Origin of the sequence: Streptomyces tuirus (assembly GCF_014701095.1) — a bacterium.
In the GTDB taxonomy this organism is placed as follows: domain Bacteria; phylum Actinomycetota; class Actinomycetes; order Streptomycetales; family Streptomycetaceae; genus Streptomyces; species Streptomyces tuirus.
On the sequence record NZ_AP023439.1, the window covers coordinates 658292 to 672997 of the forward strand.

The following is a 14706-nucleotide window of genomic DNA, read 5'->3' on the forward strand; positions in this document are numbered from 1 at the left end:
CTCCTGCTTGCGAAAGATGAGGGACGGATCTCGGCTGCGGGGCTCAGATGAACTTCTGGCCCGCGAGGAACTCAGCGAGCTGCTTGCCGCCCTCGCCCTCGTCCTTGACGATCGTGCCCGCGGTGCGGGCCGGGCGCTCGGCCGCGCCGTCGACCGTGGTCCAGGCGCCCTCCAGGCCGACCTCCTCGGCGTCGATGTCGAGGTCGGACAGGTCCCAGGACTCCACCGGCTTCTTCTTGGCCGCCATGATGCCCTTGAAGGACGGGTAACGGGCCTCGCCCGACTGGTCGGTCACCGACACGACCGCCGGGAGGGAGGCCTCCAGGTTCTCGGAGGCGGCGTCGCCGTCACGACGGCCCTTGACCGTGCCGTCCTCGACGGAGACCTCGGAGAGCAGGGTGACCTGCGGGACGCCCAGGCGCTCGGCGAGCAGGGCCGGGACGACGCCCATGGTGCCGTCGGTGGAGGCCATGCCGGAGATGACCAGGTCGTAGCCGGCCTTCTCGATCGCCTTGGCCAGGACCAGGGAGGTGCCGATGGCGTCGGTGCCGTGGATGTCGTCGTCCTCGACGTGGATCGCCTTGTCCGCGCCCATGGACAGCGCCTTGCGCAGCGCGTCCTTCGCGTCCTCGGGACCCACCGTCAGGACGGTGATCTCCACGTCGTCGCCGGAGTTCTCGGAGATCTGCAGCGCCTGCTCGACCGCGTACTCGTCCAGCTCGGAGAGCAGACCGTCCACGTCGTCCCGGTCGACGGTCAGGTCATCGGCGAAGTGCCGGTCGCCAGTGGCGTCGGGCACGTACTTCACAGTGACAACGATCCTCAAGCTCACGCCGGCTCTCCTACTGCATCGTCATTTCCATGCTGCCTACTTGCAGGCAGCATAGGCGCCTCTAGCGTCCGATCCCGGTCGGGGCGAACCCACCGCCCCGAGCGAAATATTACTCGTCAGTACACCCAGTTCGTTCCCGCTAAGCAAGCGCTTTGAACTGTGACCTTCGCAACGCAGCGTAACCGGAACTCGACGGTCACGCAGCCCGGGGGACGCCCGGGTCAGTCGCGCAGACGCTGGAATCGTCCCTGGTGGTAGAGGAGGGGACGGCCGGTGCCCGAGGGGTCGCCGTGCACCACCTCGGCGAGCACGATCCGGTGGTCCCCGGCGGGCACGCGCGCCACGACCCGGCCCACCAGCCAGGCCACCACGCCGTCGAGGACCGGGACGCCCTCGGGCCCCTCCCGCCATGCGGTGGGCGGGCCGAAGCGGTCGGCGCCGCTGCGGGCGAAGGTGGCGGCGAGCTCCTGCTGGTGCTCGCCCAGGATGTGGACGCCCACGTGGTCAGCCGTCGCGATCGCGGGCCAGCTGGAGCCGCCGGTGCCGACGCCGAAGGAGAGCAGCGGCGGCTCGGCGGAGACGGATGTCACGGAGGTGGCGGTGAAGCCCACGGGTCCGGCCTCGCCACGAGCGGTGATGACGGCGACTCCCGCCGCGTGCCGCCGGAAGACCGAGCGCAGGAGGTCGGGCGTGGCGAGAAGGTCCGCAGGCATGGGGTCAGGCTGACGATAAATGGTACGCGCAGTCAAGTTCGTTCCGTGATGTGGGAGATGGCTCACCGGCGGCGTCACACCCGTCACACCGCCTCCCCCAACGCGGCGATCACGTCCGCCTTGCGCGGCTGCCCCGTGGCCCGCCGCACCACGCGGCCGTCGGCGTCGAGGACCAGCACGGTCGGCGTCTTGAGGATGTCCAGCCGCCGCACGAGGTCCAGATGGGCCTCGGCGTCGATCTCGATGTGGCTCACGCCGGGCACGACCGCGGCGACCTCGCCGAGGACCCGCCGGGTCGCCCGGCAGGGCGCGCAGAACGCGCTGGAGAACTGCACGAGCGTGGCCCGCTCGCCGAGCTCCGCACCCAGTTCCGCCGCATCGAGCCGCTTGCCGTCGTCCCGCCCGCGCACCCGCACTCTCCCGCTCCGCCGCCGTTGCAGCACTCCGTAGGCGCTCGCCGCCGCGAGCACCACCACGCACACCACCAGTCCGGTCATCACCTGCTGCAAGCGTTCACGAGACCGCAAAGATTCCCGCCCCCTCCGCACGGCCGGGCTACGGAATGCTTGGCTCCATGGACATCGATGTGAGGGGGCCGCGCTTCGGCGCCGCCGTCACGGCCGCCGTCCTCGCGGTCGTTCTGGTCACCGGGAGCGCCTGGCTGCTGGCCTGGCAGACGCTGGCGTTCCTGCTCGGCGCGGCGGGCGGGGTCCGGCGCTCCCCCTACGGCCTGCTGTTCGCCAGGGCCGTACGGCCGCGGCTCGGGCCGCCGACGGAGTTCGAGGCGCCCGAACCGCCGCGTTTCGCCCAGGCGGTGGGGCTGCTCTTCGCCGGGCTCGGGCTCGTCGGCTACACGCTGGGACCCGGCTGGCTGGGTCTCGCGGCGACCGGCGCCGCGCTCCCCGCCGCCTTCCTCAATGCTGCGTTCGGGTACTGCCTGGGCTGCGAGTTGTACCTGCTCGTGCGGCGGGTGACGGTGCGTGCGGGGTAATGGGGACGCAAAAGCACGAGGTGGGAACCTGCGGGCGACGTGACGAGAATCTCGCCGCCGACGGGCACGAGGACTGGCTACCCGGCCGTTCTTCGGGCACGATCTGCGACAAGCCGTAAACCTACGGCTGCGTAACTTTCCTCTGGGAATCCCTTCCCAGGCAGAGCAGGAAGGGTCCGGCCCGCCCATGGCAGAGCTCGTCTACCGTCCCGTCGTCGGTTTCGCCCGCACGCTGTTCAAGGTGTGGGACCTCAAGATCGACCTCCAGGGTTCGGAGAACATCCCGCGCTCGGGCGGCGCCGTGCTGGTGAGCAATCACATCAGCTACCTGGACTTCGTCTTCGACGGCCTGGCGGCGCTGCCGCAGAAACGTCTCGTGCGTTTCATGGCGAAGGAGTCCGTCTTCCGGCACCGGATCTCCGGCCCGCTGATGCGCGGCATGAAGCACATTCCCGTGGACCGCAAGCAGGGCGAGGCGGCCTACGCGCACGCCCTGGACTCGCTGCGGTCGGGCGAGGTCGTCGGGGTCTTCCCGGAGGCGACGATCTCGCAGTCGTTCACGCTGAAGAGCTTCAAGTCGGGCGCGGCGCGCCTGGCCCAGGAGGCCGGCGTCCCGCTGATCCCGATGGCGGTGTGGGGCACGCAGCGACTGTGGACCAAGGGCCACCCGCGCAACTTCAAGCGCAGCCACATCCCCATCACGATCCGGGTCGGCGAGGCGATCGAGGCCTCCCGCGACAAGTACGCGGGGGCCATCACGCGCCAGCTGCGGGAGCGCGTCCAGGAGCTCCTCGAGGCCGCTCAGCGCGCCTACCCCGTCCGCCCCAAGGGTCCGGACGACACCTGGTGGATGCCCGCCCACCTCGGCGGCACGGCCCCGACACCGGAGCAGGTGCGGGCGACCGAGGCACACTGACGCCCGTGCGGCCGTAGTCCGGGCCGGGGCGCACTGACGCCGAGCGGCCGGGGTTCAGGCCAGGCGCACGGATGCCCGAGCGCCGCAGCTCAGGCCGAGGCACACGGGCGCCCCTCCGGCCAAGGTCAGGCCGAGGGCTCCGGAGTGCGGACGGCGATGTCCGCTCCCGGGCTGAACTCCGCCAGTAGTGCGGCGAGTTCCTCCGCGGCCGCCGTCACCTCGGCGACCGGCATCGGTGCCAGGCTCTCCAGCAGGAAGACGCCCGACGTCGTCTCCTCGGTGAGCCGGGTGCGCGGACCCTGGCGCCAGTTCCAGCGGCGGCAGGTCACGCCCGCGTCGTCGCACCACACCACTTCGCCCGCGTCGGGGTGCTCGACGGTCTCCTCGCCGCCGGCGACGGTCACGAAGTCCTCCCGCCCCGTGGCGCGGATCAGGCGCATGCCGCCCTCGATGCGGTCGATGTCCTCGCCGCCGACGGGGATCAGATGGGCGACGGAGACGGCGTTGTAGAGGTCGACGAGCAGGTTGATGCGGGGCAGCCCGGCGTCCGAGAGGGCCCGTTTGGCCAGTGCCTCCGCCGAGTTGCGGGTCCGGGACGGCTTCGAGCCGAACGCCGTGTAGACCTGGCGCCAGGCGGCCATGTGCGGGTCCTCGTGCGGGGCGCGGCCGTCCAGTCGCGCGGCGAGCCGGCGCGCCGCGTCGTCCAGCAGGGCCGAACCGGCCTCGCTGCTCGGCCCGTTGACCAGGCCGTGCGCCTCGATCGCGACGTGGGTGAAGCCGGGCGCGAGGGCGCGTACGTCGTCGGACACGATCAGCGTGAGCGTCATGGTCGTTGCCTCAGAGTGGGGTAGGGAGCGTCTGCCGCAGGTGCGGCCGGTCGCGAGCCGCCGTGAGGGCGTCCAGTACGACCGGATGTGGTGCCGCATACAGTACCGGGTAGTCCAGTTCATTGGACGTCGGGTCGGGCGTGAAGGCCAGCCGCCGTCATCTGCCACGCCGGAGAAGAACGGCTGAACACCGCCGCAACCAGCCGCGCCGTCACAACCCTTGCGCCGGCCCTCGGGTCTCGGATCCGCGGACCAGTGACGAGGAGAAGACATGAGACATCTACACCGCCTGCTCGGAGCGGCGATCACCTGTGGCGCGCTGACGGTGACCGGCGCCGGGACCGGGCCCGCCCACGCCCTGGACGACGAGTTGTGGATCAACGCGCCGTACGAGACGGTGCTGCCCGGTGCGGACGCGGACGGGAGCGCGCGAGAACGCAGTCTGGACGTGTCGGTCAGCCGCGATGTCGCCGACGGCCGCGTGCCCGCCGGGCAGCTGACCGTCGACGTGAGCGAGATCGCCGGCTTCGCGCGGGTGTCGTGGCCCGCGAACTGCGAGCCCGCCTCGGAGACCCGGGCAGTCTGCGCCTTCCCGGAGATGCCGGCCGGGACGGACAGCGTGCGGGCGGCCACGTTCGGGCTGCGCGCGCTGCCGGGGGCGGACGTCGGCTCCTCGGGCCAGGTGCGGTATTCGGCCACGGCGGGCGACCTGACGTCCCACGCCGGTGAGACCCGGGTCGGCGTGGCCAACGGGCCGGACCTCGGGCTCAGCGAGGCACCTCACCAGCGGGACCTCAGGCCGGGCACCGTGACGAGCGTACGGGCGACTGTGTCGAACTCCGGAAACCGCACCGCGGAGCGCACCCTGCTGTGGATCAACGCCTCCTACGGGCTGCGCTTCACGCAACGGCACGCGAACTGCGAGTACCGGGAGCACGAGACCGGCACCGGGGCCCTGTGCGTGCTGGACGAGGCGGTGGCACCGGGACAGCGGTTCGCGCTGGCCACCGAACTCGGCGTCGGGCGCAAGGCGTTGTACGAGCGGTTCGACCACTCCGTGCAGCCCTACTCGGACGAGGCCCTGGCCGAGGCCCGCGGCGAGTGGACATGGACCCGGGGCACGGGCACCGAACTGGACCTGCGCCCCGCGACCGGCGCCAGGGCCGCGGCGGCGGAGCCCGACATCGACCCGCAGGACAACTACGGGACCGTCATCCTCGACGCCCGCAACACCGCCGACCTCAAGCTCACCGGCAGCAGGGTGCGCGGGGCCGCCGGCGACACGGTGACCGCGAAGATCACCGTGCACAACCGCGGCCCGGCCTGGGTGGCGTCGCTCGGCGCGGGCGCCGCCGTGGCCACGGTGCGGTTCCAGGCCCCGCAGGGCACGACCGTCGGCACCCTGCCGGAGGACAGGTGCTGGACGGCGGAGGACGGCGCCTCCCCGGCCACCCATTACTGCCGGACGCCGATCTACCTGCACGACAAGGCGTCGTACACGTTCGAGATCCCGCTGCGGATCGACCGTGTGGTGCGCGGGGCGCACAGCACCGTCGCCACCCTCGACGACGACCCCGAGCTGAGTATCAGGAAGTTCGACCCGAACCTGCGCAACAACAGGACGGAGATCGTCGTCAACGGGTGAGCCCGCGGGTCAGCGGGCCATCTCCTCCTTCAGCGCCGCCACGAACGTGTCCACGTCCTCCTCGGTCGTGTCGAAGGCGCACATCCAGCGGACGTCGCCCGCGGCCTCGTCCCAGAAGTAGAAGCGGAACCGCTTCTGGAGGCGCTCGCTCACGTCGTGGGGCAGCCGGGCGAAGACCGCGTTGGCCTGCACGGGGTAGAGGATCTCCACCCCGTGCACGGCCCGCACGCCCTCGGCGAGGCGCTGGGCCATCTCGTTGGCGTGACCGGCGTTGCGCAGCCACAGGTCCCGGGCGAGCAGGGCCTCCAGCTGCACCGACACGAAGCGCATCTTGGAGGCGAGCTGCATGGACAGCTTGCGCAGGTGCTTCATGTGGCTGACGGCGTCCTGGTTGAGAACCACGACGGCCTCACCGAACAGAGCGCCGTTCTTCGTGCCGCCCAGGGAGAGGATGTCGACGCCGGCCGCGTTGGTGAGCGTCCGCATCGGGACGTTCAGGGTGGCGGCGGCGTTGGCCAGCCGCGAGCCGTCCAGGTGCACCTTCATACCGTGCGCGTGGGCGTGCTCGCAGATGGCGCGTATCTCCTCCGGCGTGTAGACCGTGCCCAGTTCGGTGGCCTGGGCGATGGAGACGACCTGCGGCATGGCGCGGTGCTCGTCGTCCCAGCCGTAGGCCTGCCGGTCGATCAGCTCGGGCGTGAGCTTGCCGTCAGGCGCCGGAACGGTGAGCAGCTTCAGGCCGCCGACCCGCTCCGGGGCGCCGCACTCGTCGACGTTGATGTGCGCGCTCTCCGCGCAGATCACCGCACCCCAGCGGTCGGTGACCGCCTGGAGCGCGACGACGTTCGCGCCGGTGCCGTTGAAGACCGGGAACGCCTCGGCCGTGGGCCCGAAGTGGCTGCGGATCACCTGCTGGAGGTTGTCGGTGTAGGCGTCCTCGCCGTAGGCGACCTGGTGCCCGCCGTTGGCCAGGGCCAGGGCGGCGAGGACCTCCGGGTGGGCCCCGGCGTAGTTGTCGCTGGCGAAACCGCGGACCGCGGGGTCGTGATGGCGACGGGCGTCGGTCTTCGGCGGGTTCACGGCTTCTCGGTGAGCCACAGACGGTTTCCGTTCACTTCGGCGGCGGGCTTGTCCCAGACCCCGGTGATGGCCTCGGCCAGGTCCTTGACGTCGGTGAAGCCCGCGAACTTCGCGTTGGGCCGGTCGGCGCGCATCGCGTCGTGGACCAGCGCCTTCACCACCAGGATCGCAGCAGCCGACGTCGGCCCCCCGGCGCCCCCGGCCTTGCGGAAGTAGTCGGCCATCGCCAGCGTCCAGGCCTCGGCCGCAGCCTTGCCGGCCGCGTAGGCGGCGTTGCCCGCGGTGGGCTTGCTGGCGCCGGCGGCGCTGATCAGCACGTACCGGCCGCGGTCGCTGCGCTGCAGCCCCTCGTGAAAGGCGAGGGACGTGTGCTGCACCGTGCGGACCAGGAGCATCTCCAGGAAGTCCCAGTCGTCGAGGCTGGTCCGCGTGAAAGTCTCGCTGCCGCGCCAGCCACCGACGAGGTGGACCAGGCCGTCGACGCGGCCGAAGTCCTTCTCGATGCGGGTGGCCCAGTCGCGGGTGGCCCCCAGGTCCAGCAGATCGACCGTGTCACCGGTGACGGTGGCGCCGCCGGTCGCGTAGCTCGCCGCGTCCACCGCCTCCGCCAGCCGCTCCGGATCGTTGTCCGACCCGATGACGGTCGCTCCCGCCTCGGCCAGCCTGAGCAGCGCGGCCCGCCCGGCGGGCCCGCCCGCTCCGGCCACCGCGATCACCGCACCGCTGAGCGCCCCGTTCCCCATGTTCCTCGCCTCCTGAGCAGTGTTCCCGGTACGCCGATCGCTCACGCGGCGATCCGCTCGGCGCTGTCCGCCGTGATGCCCTTGGTGGAGGCAATCACGTTCTTCAGTTTCTTGGACAGTGCCTCATAGAACATGCTCAGCGGAAACTCGTCCGGAAGCACGTCATCGACGAGTTTGCGCGGCGGCTGCGTCGTGTCCAGGGCGTCGGGGCCCTTGGCCCACTTGGAGCCCGGGTGCGGGGAGAGGTAGCTGGAGACCAACTCGTACCCGGCGAACCAGTGGACGAGCTTCGGACGGTCGATGCCGTCGCGGTACAGGTCCTCGATCTCGGCGCACAGCTGGTTGGTGACCTGCGGGGCGCGCTCCCAGTCGATGGTGAGCCTGTTGTCGGTCCAGCGGACGACGTCGTGCTTGTGCAGGTAGGCGAAGAGGAGCTGGCCGCCGAGGCCGTCGTAGTTGCGCACGCGCTCGCCGGTGACCGGGAAGCGGAACATGCGGTCGAAGAGGACCGCGACCTGCACGTCACGCGCCTGCGGAACGCCGTCCGCCTCCAGCTTCACGGCCTCCTTGAAGGCGGTGAGGTCGCAGCGCAGCTCCTCCAGGCCGTACATCCAGAACGGCTGGCGCTGCTTGATCATGAACGGGTCGAAGGGCAGGTCGCCGTGGCTGTGGGTGCGGTCGTGGACCATGTCCCACAGGACGAACGCCTCCTCGCAGCGCTTCTGGTCGTGGACCATCGCGGCGACGTCCTCGGGCAGTTCCAGGCTCAGGATGTCGACGGCGGCGTCGGTCACCCGGCGGAAGCGGGCGGCCTCGCGGTCACAGAAGATGCCGCCCCAGGTGAACCGCTCCGGCGCCTCGCGCACGGCGATGGTCTCGGGGAACAGGACGGCCGAGTTGGTGTCGTAGCCGGAGGTGAAGTCCTCGAACTTGATGCCGCAGAACAGCGGGTTGTCGTAGCGGGTGCGCTCCAGCTCGGCCAGCCAGTCCGGCCAGACCATGCGCAGCACGACCGCCTCGAGGTTGCGGTCCGGGTTGCCGTTCTGCGTGTACATGGGGAAGACGACGAGGTGCTGGAGGCCGTCCGCACGGTTCGCGGCGGGCTGGAAGGCCAGCAGCGAGTCGAGGAAGTCGGGCACCAGGAAGCCGCTGTCGGCCCACCGGGACAGGTCCTTGACCAGGGCCTGGTGATAGGCGCCGTCGTGCGGGAGCAGCGGGGAGAGCTCCAGGACCGCGTCGGTGACCTGCCGGACCGCGAGCTCGGCGTCGGCCGGGCCGGGCGCGCCCTCGGCGTCGAAGTCGATCGACCCGTCCTTGGACTGCCATGGCCGGATCCGCTCCACGGCATCCTTGAGCACGGGCCAAGCCGGGTGGTCCACCACCCTGGCCACGGGAGGAAGACCTTCCTCCGAACCCACCTGCACAAGAATTTCCGTCATGTCCCACCTTCCACGGGAGAATCTCACGTATGCAGACGGTATACACACGAGGTTCCTTCCAGCAAGGGTGAACCCGGGAAATTATCCTGCCCGACCGTCTCCTTCACCGCACTTTTTCCTGTCGGGCCTGCTTCTGCCCGGATGCACGGCGACCATGCCCTCACTCTCTGCACAGGGCGGGTCCAGGCGATACGGTCAGGGGGGCCCTCAGGCCCCCCAGCGCCGCCTGTCGACGGAAGAGAGTCGCGTCTTGAACTTCCTCACCATCGGTCACCGCGGAATCATGGGTGTGGAACCCGAGAACACCCTCCGGTCCTTCGTCGCCGCCCAGGAGGCGGGGCTCGACGCCATCGAACTCGATCTGCACCTGAGCAAGGACGGCGCCCTCGTCGTCATGCACGACGCGGATGTGGACCGCACGACCGACGGCAGCGGCCCGATCGCCGAGAAGACCCTCGCCGAACTGCGGGCCCTGGACGCGGGCCGGGGCGAGCGGGTCCCGGTGTTCGAGGAGGTCCTGGAGGCCGTGCGGTCGCCGCTCCAGGCGGAGATCAAGGACAAGCAGGCGGCGCGGGCCCTGGCCGAGGTCATGAACGAGCGCGGACTGGCCGGCCGGGTGGAGGTGTCCTCGTTCCACGACGAGGCGATCGCCGAGATCAAGCCACTGGTGCCGGGGGTGCGCACGGCGCTGATCGCCAGCCGCTACGGCACGGACATCGTGGACCGCGCCGTCCAGGCCGGCGCCGAGACCGTCTGCCTGAACATCCGCCGGCTCACCCTGGAGATCGTGGAGCGGGCCCGCAAGGCCGATCTGAGGATCATCGGCTGGGTGGTGAACACGCAGGACCAGCTGCGGCTCGTCCGGGCGTTCGGCCTGGACGGCGCGACCACCGACCACCCGGACATCAAGCGCACGGGCCGTTTCACGGCGTAGCCGACTGGCCGAGCTCCTTGACCAGCAGCTCGAACTGCAGGTCGTCGCGCTGCGGGACGCCGAAGCGCTCGTCGCCGTACGGGAACGGGGTCATCCGGCCCGTACGGCGGTAGCCGCGCCGCTCGTACCAGGCGATGAGGTCGTCGCGCACGGAGATCACGGTCATCTGCATCTCCGTGACGCCCCACGTCGCGCGGGCCTGCCGCTCCGCCTCCGCGATGATCACCTTGCCGAGGCCCGCGCCCTGGAGCAGGGGGCTGACGGCGAACATCCCGAAGTAGGCGTGGGCGCCCTGGTGCTCCAGCTGGCAGCAGGCGACGATCCTGCCGTCCCGCTCCACGGTGAGGAGCCGGCTGTCGGGCGACTTGATGACCTCCTGCACACCCTCCGGGTCGGTCCGCTGCCCTTCGAGGATGTCCGCCTCGGTGGTCCACCCGGCCCGGCTGTCGTCGCCCCGGTACGCCGACTCGATCAGCGCGACCAGCTCGTCGACGTCGGCGTCGGTGGCATCGCGGAAGGTCAGTGCGGTGGCGGCGGTCTCCATGGGCGTACGTCTCCGTTGTTCCAGGCGCGGCTCGGGCAGGGATGAGCGTAACGCCGCCACTAAGCTCCGCCGCATGGTGCATGTACTCAGCGGCCGGATCCTGCTCCGTCCCACCGACCCCGAGCGCTCCCGGGCCTTCTACGGGGAGCAGCTGGGCCTCGCCGTCTACCGCGAGTTCGGAACGGGGCCGGAGCGCGGCACGGTCTTCTTCATGGGTGGCGGCTTCCTGGAGGTCTCGGGCCGCTCCGGGACACCCCCGGCGCCCGCGGTCCGGCTGTGGCTGCAGGTGGACGACGTGGCCGCGGCGCAGGAGGAACTGCGGGCGAAGGGCGTGGACATCGTGCGGCCGCCGGTCAAGGAGCCCTGGGGGCTGGTCGAGATGTGGATCGCGGATCCGGACGGGACGCCGATCGTGCTGGTGGAGGTACCGGCGGATCACCCGATGCGCTACCGGCCGGGGATCTGAGCCCGGTCCGGGCGGTGTTCCCAGCCCCGGTCGGTGCGGGTGAGTTCGTGAAATCCCACCCCGGTCAGGACGGCCAGCGGGGCACGGTCGGCGGCCGATTCGTAGGCGGCGAGCCGGTCGACGCCGCACAGCCGCAGCCAGTCGGCGGCCCGGCCCAGCAACCAGTGCTCCAGGCCGGTGCCCCGCTGCGCGGGGTCGATGTGCAGGTTGCCGATGTCGGCGAGACCGGCCGCGCGGGCATGGCGTTCCGGGCGGGCCAGGGCCGTGTCGATCTCGATATGGCCCAGGATCCTGCCCTCCGCCCGGGCCGTGAAGCGGGTCCCGCACTCCCCCAGCGTGCGCTCGGCCGTGACACCCGGCCGGTGCTCGGCGGCCGGCAGGTCGGCCACCCGGGCGAGCAGGATGACCTCGGTGTCCCCGGTGTGCCGGAACCCCGCGCGTTCGTAGAGGGCCCGGATGTGCGGCCAGTTGCGGGGCAGGCCGTAGACGAGCGGGGCGGGCAGGGATCCGTCGGCGTACCGGACGCGGGCGTTCCAGCGGGCGAACCGCGCGAGGCACGCCCGCATCAGCAGATCCGCGGCGAGGTCGGCGTCCGGCCAGAGGGACGCCGCCGGGCGGTGGACGAACCAGTTGATCTCGGCGGCATCCCGAAAGTCCGCGCCGACCTCGGCATCCGCCCGGTAGCGCAGCAGGTGGGCCGCGGCGACGATGTGTCCGCGCTGCTCGGCGACGAACGTCGTCCGCTCGGCCACCCACGGGTCCGTGACGAACTCGCCGGGCCGGCGCTCCAGGTCGCCCAGGACGGTGTTCACGGAGACGGAGACGCCGGGGACGACGGCCGCCACGTGCAGATTGACCAGGCCGGTCAGCTGGTCGCGGTCGGACCGGCGGAAGGGACGCACCTCAGGCGCGGGCATGGGTACCTCCGGGCAGGGTGTAGAGAGCTGGAGGCCGCCACGCAGTGCGGTACGGGGCGAGGGTACGCCGGGGCCACGGCGGCACACCAGGGGGTTTCCCCGGATGGCAGTGAGGCCGGGGGGCGCCCACGTACGCCACGCGCCCCGGCCGGGGACCGGTTCACGTCCGCAGCGCGCCGAGCCGTCCTTCGAGCTGGCTGAGCAACTCCCCGAGCAGTGCGGCGAGTTCGCCCTGTTCGGGGCCGTCCATGCCGGACAGTACGGCGGTCTCGTAGGCGAGCTGGACGGGCAGGATGCCGTCCACGAGGTCGCGTCCGGTGTCGGTGAGGCGGAGGTGGACGACCCGGCGGTCACGGGTGTCCCCGCGCCGCTCGACCAGACCGCGCTCGGTCAGCTGCTTGAGGCGTTTGGTGACGGCGGCCCCCGAGGAGAAGGTCTCCCGGGCCAGGTCGCCGGGCGTCAGCTCGTGCCCGGTGCGACGCAGCGCACCCAGCAGATCGAACTCGGGCCGGCTGAGCCCCGCCCGGCGCAACGGTGCGTCCTCGGCCTGCTGCAGCAGCGCGGCACAGCGGTTGATCCGCCCGATGATCTCCATCGGCCCGGTGTCGAGCCCGGGCCGCACGGCCTGCCACTGCCGGACGACGGCGGCCACGGTGTCGCCCCTGCGGCCGCCGCCGGGACCGGCTTCGCCGTGGAGCGCGCTGTCCTGGTCGGCTTCGCCGGCCACGTCGCGAGCCGGGTGCCCGGGGGCGGCCCGCCCCTCGGCCGGACGCCCGTCGGGAACATCGCCGCCGGCCGCCCGAGCGCCATCGCCGGGCTCCCCTCCGGCCGCCCGTCCTTCCGCCACCGGTTCCGCCTCGTCCCCCGGCTGCTGCGGGGCCCGTCCCCCGGCATTCCCCGTGGGCGATGGTCCTTCGGTCGGCGTCATGGCCGTGCGTCCTCCGTTTCGCTGGCCGGGTCCCGGTCCGGGAGCAGGCCCTGGCGTCGGGCCGTCGCGGCGAGCGTACGGTGTCCGGACTGTTCGGCGAGCACGACCCGCTCCTGGGGCAGGGCCCGCTGCCACCATTCACCGGCGGCGGCGTCGGCCGTGGCGCGCAGGTCGGACAGGGCGATCGCCAGGCCGCGGCGGGCGGATTCCAGGGCCGCGGGGCCGGGCTCCGGATCGGCCAGGAGACGGGCGGCGTGCTCGCGGGCCCGGTCGGCGGTGGTCAGCGCGCGTTCGACGCGGTCGCCCGCGCGCCGGTTGGTGACCGCGACGGCGGCGACGAACCCGACCAGCGCACCGACGACGGTGTCCACGACCCGCTCCGCCATCAGCGTCTTGGCTTCCTGGTATCCGGCGAACTCCGTGATGAGCAGGGCCATGGGCGTCACGCAGACGCTGCCGAGCCAGTAGTTCCGGCTGATCAGCACTTCCGCACCGAAGCTGAACGTCAGGCAGCACAGCACGAGCGCGACCGGGCCCAGATGGGCGAGCGGCACGACGGCCAGGAAGACGAGCACCCCGACGACGTTGCCCACGACCCGCTGGACGGCCCGGCTCCAGGTCAGCGCGATGTTCGCCTGGTACAGCGAGGCGGCGGTGACCAGTGCCCAGTAGGGGCGGCCGATCCCGAGGGCGAGGGAGGCGTAGCCGGCGAGCGCGCAGCCGAGCGCGGTACGTGCCGCGAGCGGGGTCAGCGGGCCCAGCCGCGCCCACAGGGGGCGGGCCGCGGCCACGCCGAGCAGTTCGTCGGCGGCGGGGTGCGGAAGTCCGGTTCGGGGGATCGGACCGGTGCCGCGGAGCGAGCCCGCCCAGATGCGCAGCCGGCCCGCGTCCGCGTCCGTCGGCGCCGCGAGGGCGACCTCGGCGCGGACGACGAGCCGTTCGAGGGCCCGCCGGGTCCGCGAGGGGGCGCCGGTGGACAGCAGTGACTGCCAGGCGGCCTGCACGGCGGCGTAGCCCGCGGCGCGGGCCCGGGCATGGCCCTCCGCGGTGCCGCCGGTGTCGGCGTACGCGGCGGCGGCCTTGAGGGCCGCGGCGGTTGCGCGGCGCTCCGGGCCGTGCGGCCGGACGAGCGCGGGCGCCATGCAGACCAGCCAGGCCCACACGCCCGTCGTGGCGGCCAGGGCCAGGTGGCCGGGCACCTGGGCGAGGGTCTGCGGTGCGAACAGGGAGGCGGAGCTGACGAAAGTGAGGACGATGTTGCCCGGCGGCCCGACCCGGGTGGCCTCGCACAGCACCTTCTGTGCGGCGGCCAGCAGGGCGCCGACAGTGACTAGGACGACGGCGCTGCCGGTGAGCGAGGCCGAGACCAGTGCCACGGCGACCCCGCCGAGCATGCCCAGCACCACCCACATCAGCACCCGGGCCCGGGCGGCGTAGGGCCGGTTGTGGGCGTACAGCGCGCACAGGGACCCGGCCATCGCATACATCACGAGGTCGAGCCGGCTGAGCGCCAGGAGGATGAAGGCGGGCGGGGCGATCGCCGCGACCACGCTCAGCGCGGGCTTGAACCAGATCTCCGAAGGCCTGCCGGGGCGCAGCACACCCGCCAGGGGGAGACGCCGGGCGGGCGGGGTGGAGGAAATGGGGGGCGTGGCACTGCTCATCCTGCAAGATTAACAGGTATTTTACCCGTAAAGCACCTTCCCTCACCTGGCGTGCTCCGTCGAATGC

Annotated in this window: 16 protein-coding genes and 1 pseudogene; 5 read left to right on the forward strand and 12 right to left on the reverse strand. The window is 71.9% G+C overall.

Annotation, left to right across the window (positions count from 1 at the left end; all coding sequences use genetic code 11):
* Window positions 1-43 precede the first annotated feature (43 nt).
* The 3 genes from IGS69_RS03145 to IGS69_RS03155 all read right to left on the reverse strand — a co-directional run bounded on the left by IGS69_RS03145 (window position 44) and on the right by IGS69_RS03155 (window position 2042).
* A complete protein-coding gene (locus IGS69_RS03145; RefSeq protein ID WP_190896745.1) occupies window positions 44-832 on the reverse strand; it encodes an electron transfer flavoprotein subunit beta/FixA family protein in 789 nt (262 codons plus the stop codon).
* Window positions 833-1053: 221 nt separating this feature from the next.
* Entirely contained in the window at window positions 1054-1545 is a 492-nt protein-coding gene (locus IGS69_RS03150) for a flavin reductase family protein (protein WP_190896747.1), read from the reverse strand.
* 83 nt (window positions 1546-1628) lie between these two features.
* Window positions 1629-2042: a TlpA family protein disulfide reductase gene (locus IGS69_RS03155; protein WP_190904361.1), complete on the reverse strand. Its 414-nt coding sequence runs from the start codon at window positions 2040-2042 to the stop codon at window positions 1629-1631.
* A gap of 77 nt (window positions 2043-2119) precedes the next feature.
* Here IGS69_RS03155 and IGS69_RS03160 point away from each other — a divergent pair, with 77 nt between their 5' ends.
* Together IGS69_RS03160 and IGS69_RS03165 are read left to right on the forward strand one after the other, a co-directional pair.
* On the forward strand, window positions 2120-2536 hold the full coding sequence (locus IGS69_RS03160; RefSeq protein ID WP_190896749.1) for a DUF4395 domain-containing protein: 417 nt from the start codon (window positions 2120-2122) through the stop codon (window positions 2534-2536).
* Between the two features lie 187 nt (window positions 2537-2723).
* A complete protein-coding gene (locus tag IGS69_RS03165) occupies window positions 2724-3452 on the forward strand; it encodes a lysophospholipid acyltransferase family protein (RefSeq protein ID WP_190896751.1) in 729 nt (242 codons plus the stop codon).
* A gap of 125 nt (window positions 3453-3577) precedes the next feature.
* Here the strand turns inward: IGS69_RS03165 and IGS69_RS03170 are convergent, their stop codons facing one another.
* Together IGS69_RS03170 and IGS69_RS34495 are read right to left on the reverse strand one after the other, a co-directional pair.
* Window positions 3578-4279 (reverse strand): B3/B4 domain-containing protein, encoded by a 702-nt coding sequence (locus IGS69_RS03170; protein WP_190896753.1) that lies wholly within the window; start codon window positions 4277-4279, stop codon window positions 3578-3580.
* Window positions 4280-4289: 10 nt separating this feature from the next.
* Window positions 4290-4433 (reverse strand): annotated as a pseudogene (locus tag IGS69_RS34495) (transglutaminase); the annotation flags it as partial.
* Between the two features lie 117 nt (window positions 4434-4550).
* On the opposite strand from IGS69_RS34495, the gene IGS69_RS03175 reads away from it, so the two are divergent.
* Entirely contained in the window at window positions 4551-5924 is a 1374-nt protein-coding gene (locus IGS69_RS03175) for a hypothetical protein (RefSeq protein WP_190896754.1), read from the forward strand.
* 9 nt (window positions 5925-5933) lie between these two features.
* Here the strand turns inward: IGS69_RS03175 and IGS69_RS03180 are convergent, their stop codons facing one another.
* The 3 genes from IGS69_RS03180 to IGS69_RS03190 are packed head-to-tail and all read right to left on the reverse strand — an operon-like array spanning window position 5934 to window position 9186.
* The gene (locus IGS69_RS03180; RefSeq protein ID WP_190904362.1) at window positions 5934-7004 is read right to left on the reverse strand and encodes a threonine aldolase family protein; all 1071 of its coding nucleotides are present in this window, start codon (window positions 7002-7004) and stop codon (window positions 5934-5936) included.
* Complete coding sequence (locus tag IGS69_RS03185; RefSeq protein WP_190896756.1) at window positions 7001-7747, reverse strand: SDR family oxidoreductase; 747 nt, start codon at window positions 7745-7747, stop codon at window positions 7001-7003. Before IGS69_RS03185 ends, IGS69_RS03180 begins: the two co-directional genes overlap by 4 nt.
* 41 nt (window positions 7748-7788) lie before the next feature.
* Window positions 7789-9186 carry a DUF6421 family protein gene (locus tag IGS69_RS03190; protein ID WP_190896758.1) on the reverse strand — a complete coding sequence of 466 codons (1398 nt, stop codon included), beginning with the start codon at window positions 9184-9186 and terminating at the stop codon, window positions 7789-7791.
* Window positions 9187-9436: 250 nt separating this feature from the next.
* Here IGS69_RS03190 and IGS69_RS03195 point away from each other — a divergent pair, with 250 nt between their 5' ends.
* Complete coding sequence (locus IGS69_RS03195; RefSeq protein WP_190896760.1) at window positions 9437-10120, forward strand: glycerophosphodiester phosphodiesterase; 684 nt, start codon at window positions 9437-9439, stop codon at window positions 10118-10120.
* Here the strand turns inward: IGS69_RS03195 and IGS69_RS03200 are convergent.
* Window positions 10110-10664, reverse strand: a complete 555-nt coding sequence (locus IGS69_RS03200) for a GNAT family N-acetyltransferase (RefSeq protein ID WP_190896762.1) — start codon at window positions 10662-10664, stop codon at window positions 10110-10112. The two genes, IGS69_RS03195 and IGS69_RS03200, sit on opposite strands and share 11 nt — an antisense overlap.
* Before the next feature lie 73 nt (window positions 10665-10737).
* On the opposite strand from IGS69_RS03200, the gene IGS69_RS03205 reads away from it, so the two are divergent.
* On the forward strand, window positions 10738-11130 hold the full coding sequence (locus IGS69_RS03205) for a VOC family protein (RefSeq protein ID WP_190896764.1): 393 nt from the start codon (window positions 10738-10740) through the stop codon (window positions 11128-11130).
* Here IGS69_RS03205 and IGS69_RS03210 read toward each other — a convergent pair.
* From IGS69_RS03210 to IGS69_RS03220, 3 genes are all read right to left on the reverse strand, one after another.
* On the reverse strand, window positions 11112-12047 hold the full coding sequence (locus tag IGS69_RS03210; RefSeq protein ID WP_190896765.1) for a GNAT family N-acetyltransferase: 936 nt from the start codon (window positions 12045-12047) through the stop codon (window positions 11112-11114). The two genes, IGS69_RS03205 and IGS69_RS03210, sit on opposite strands and share 19 nt — an antisense overlap.
* A 160-nt stretch (window positions 12048-12207) precedes the next feature.
* Window positions 12208-12774, reverse strand: coding sequence for a MarR family winged helix-turn-helix transcriptional regulator (locus IGS69_RS03215; RefSeq protein ID WP_190896767.1), 567 nt, complete (start codon window positions 12772-12774; stop codon window positions 12208-12210).
* A 197-nt stretch (window positions 12775-12971) separates the two neighbouring features.
* Window positions 12972-14639, reverse strand: coding sequence for an FUSC family protein (locus IGS69_RS03220; protein WP_190896769.1), 1668 nt, complete (start codon window positions 14637-14639; stop codon window positions 12972-12974).
* Window positions 14640-14706 lie beyond the last annotated feature (67 nt).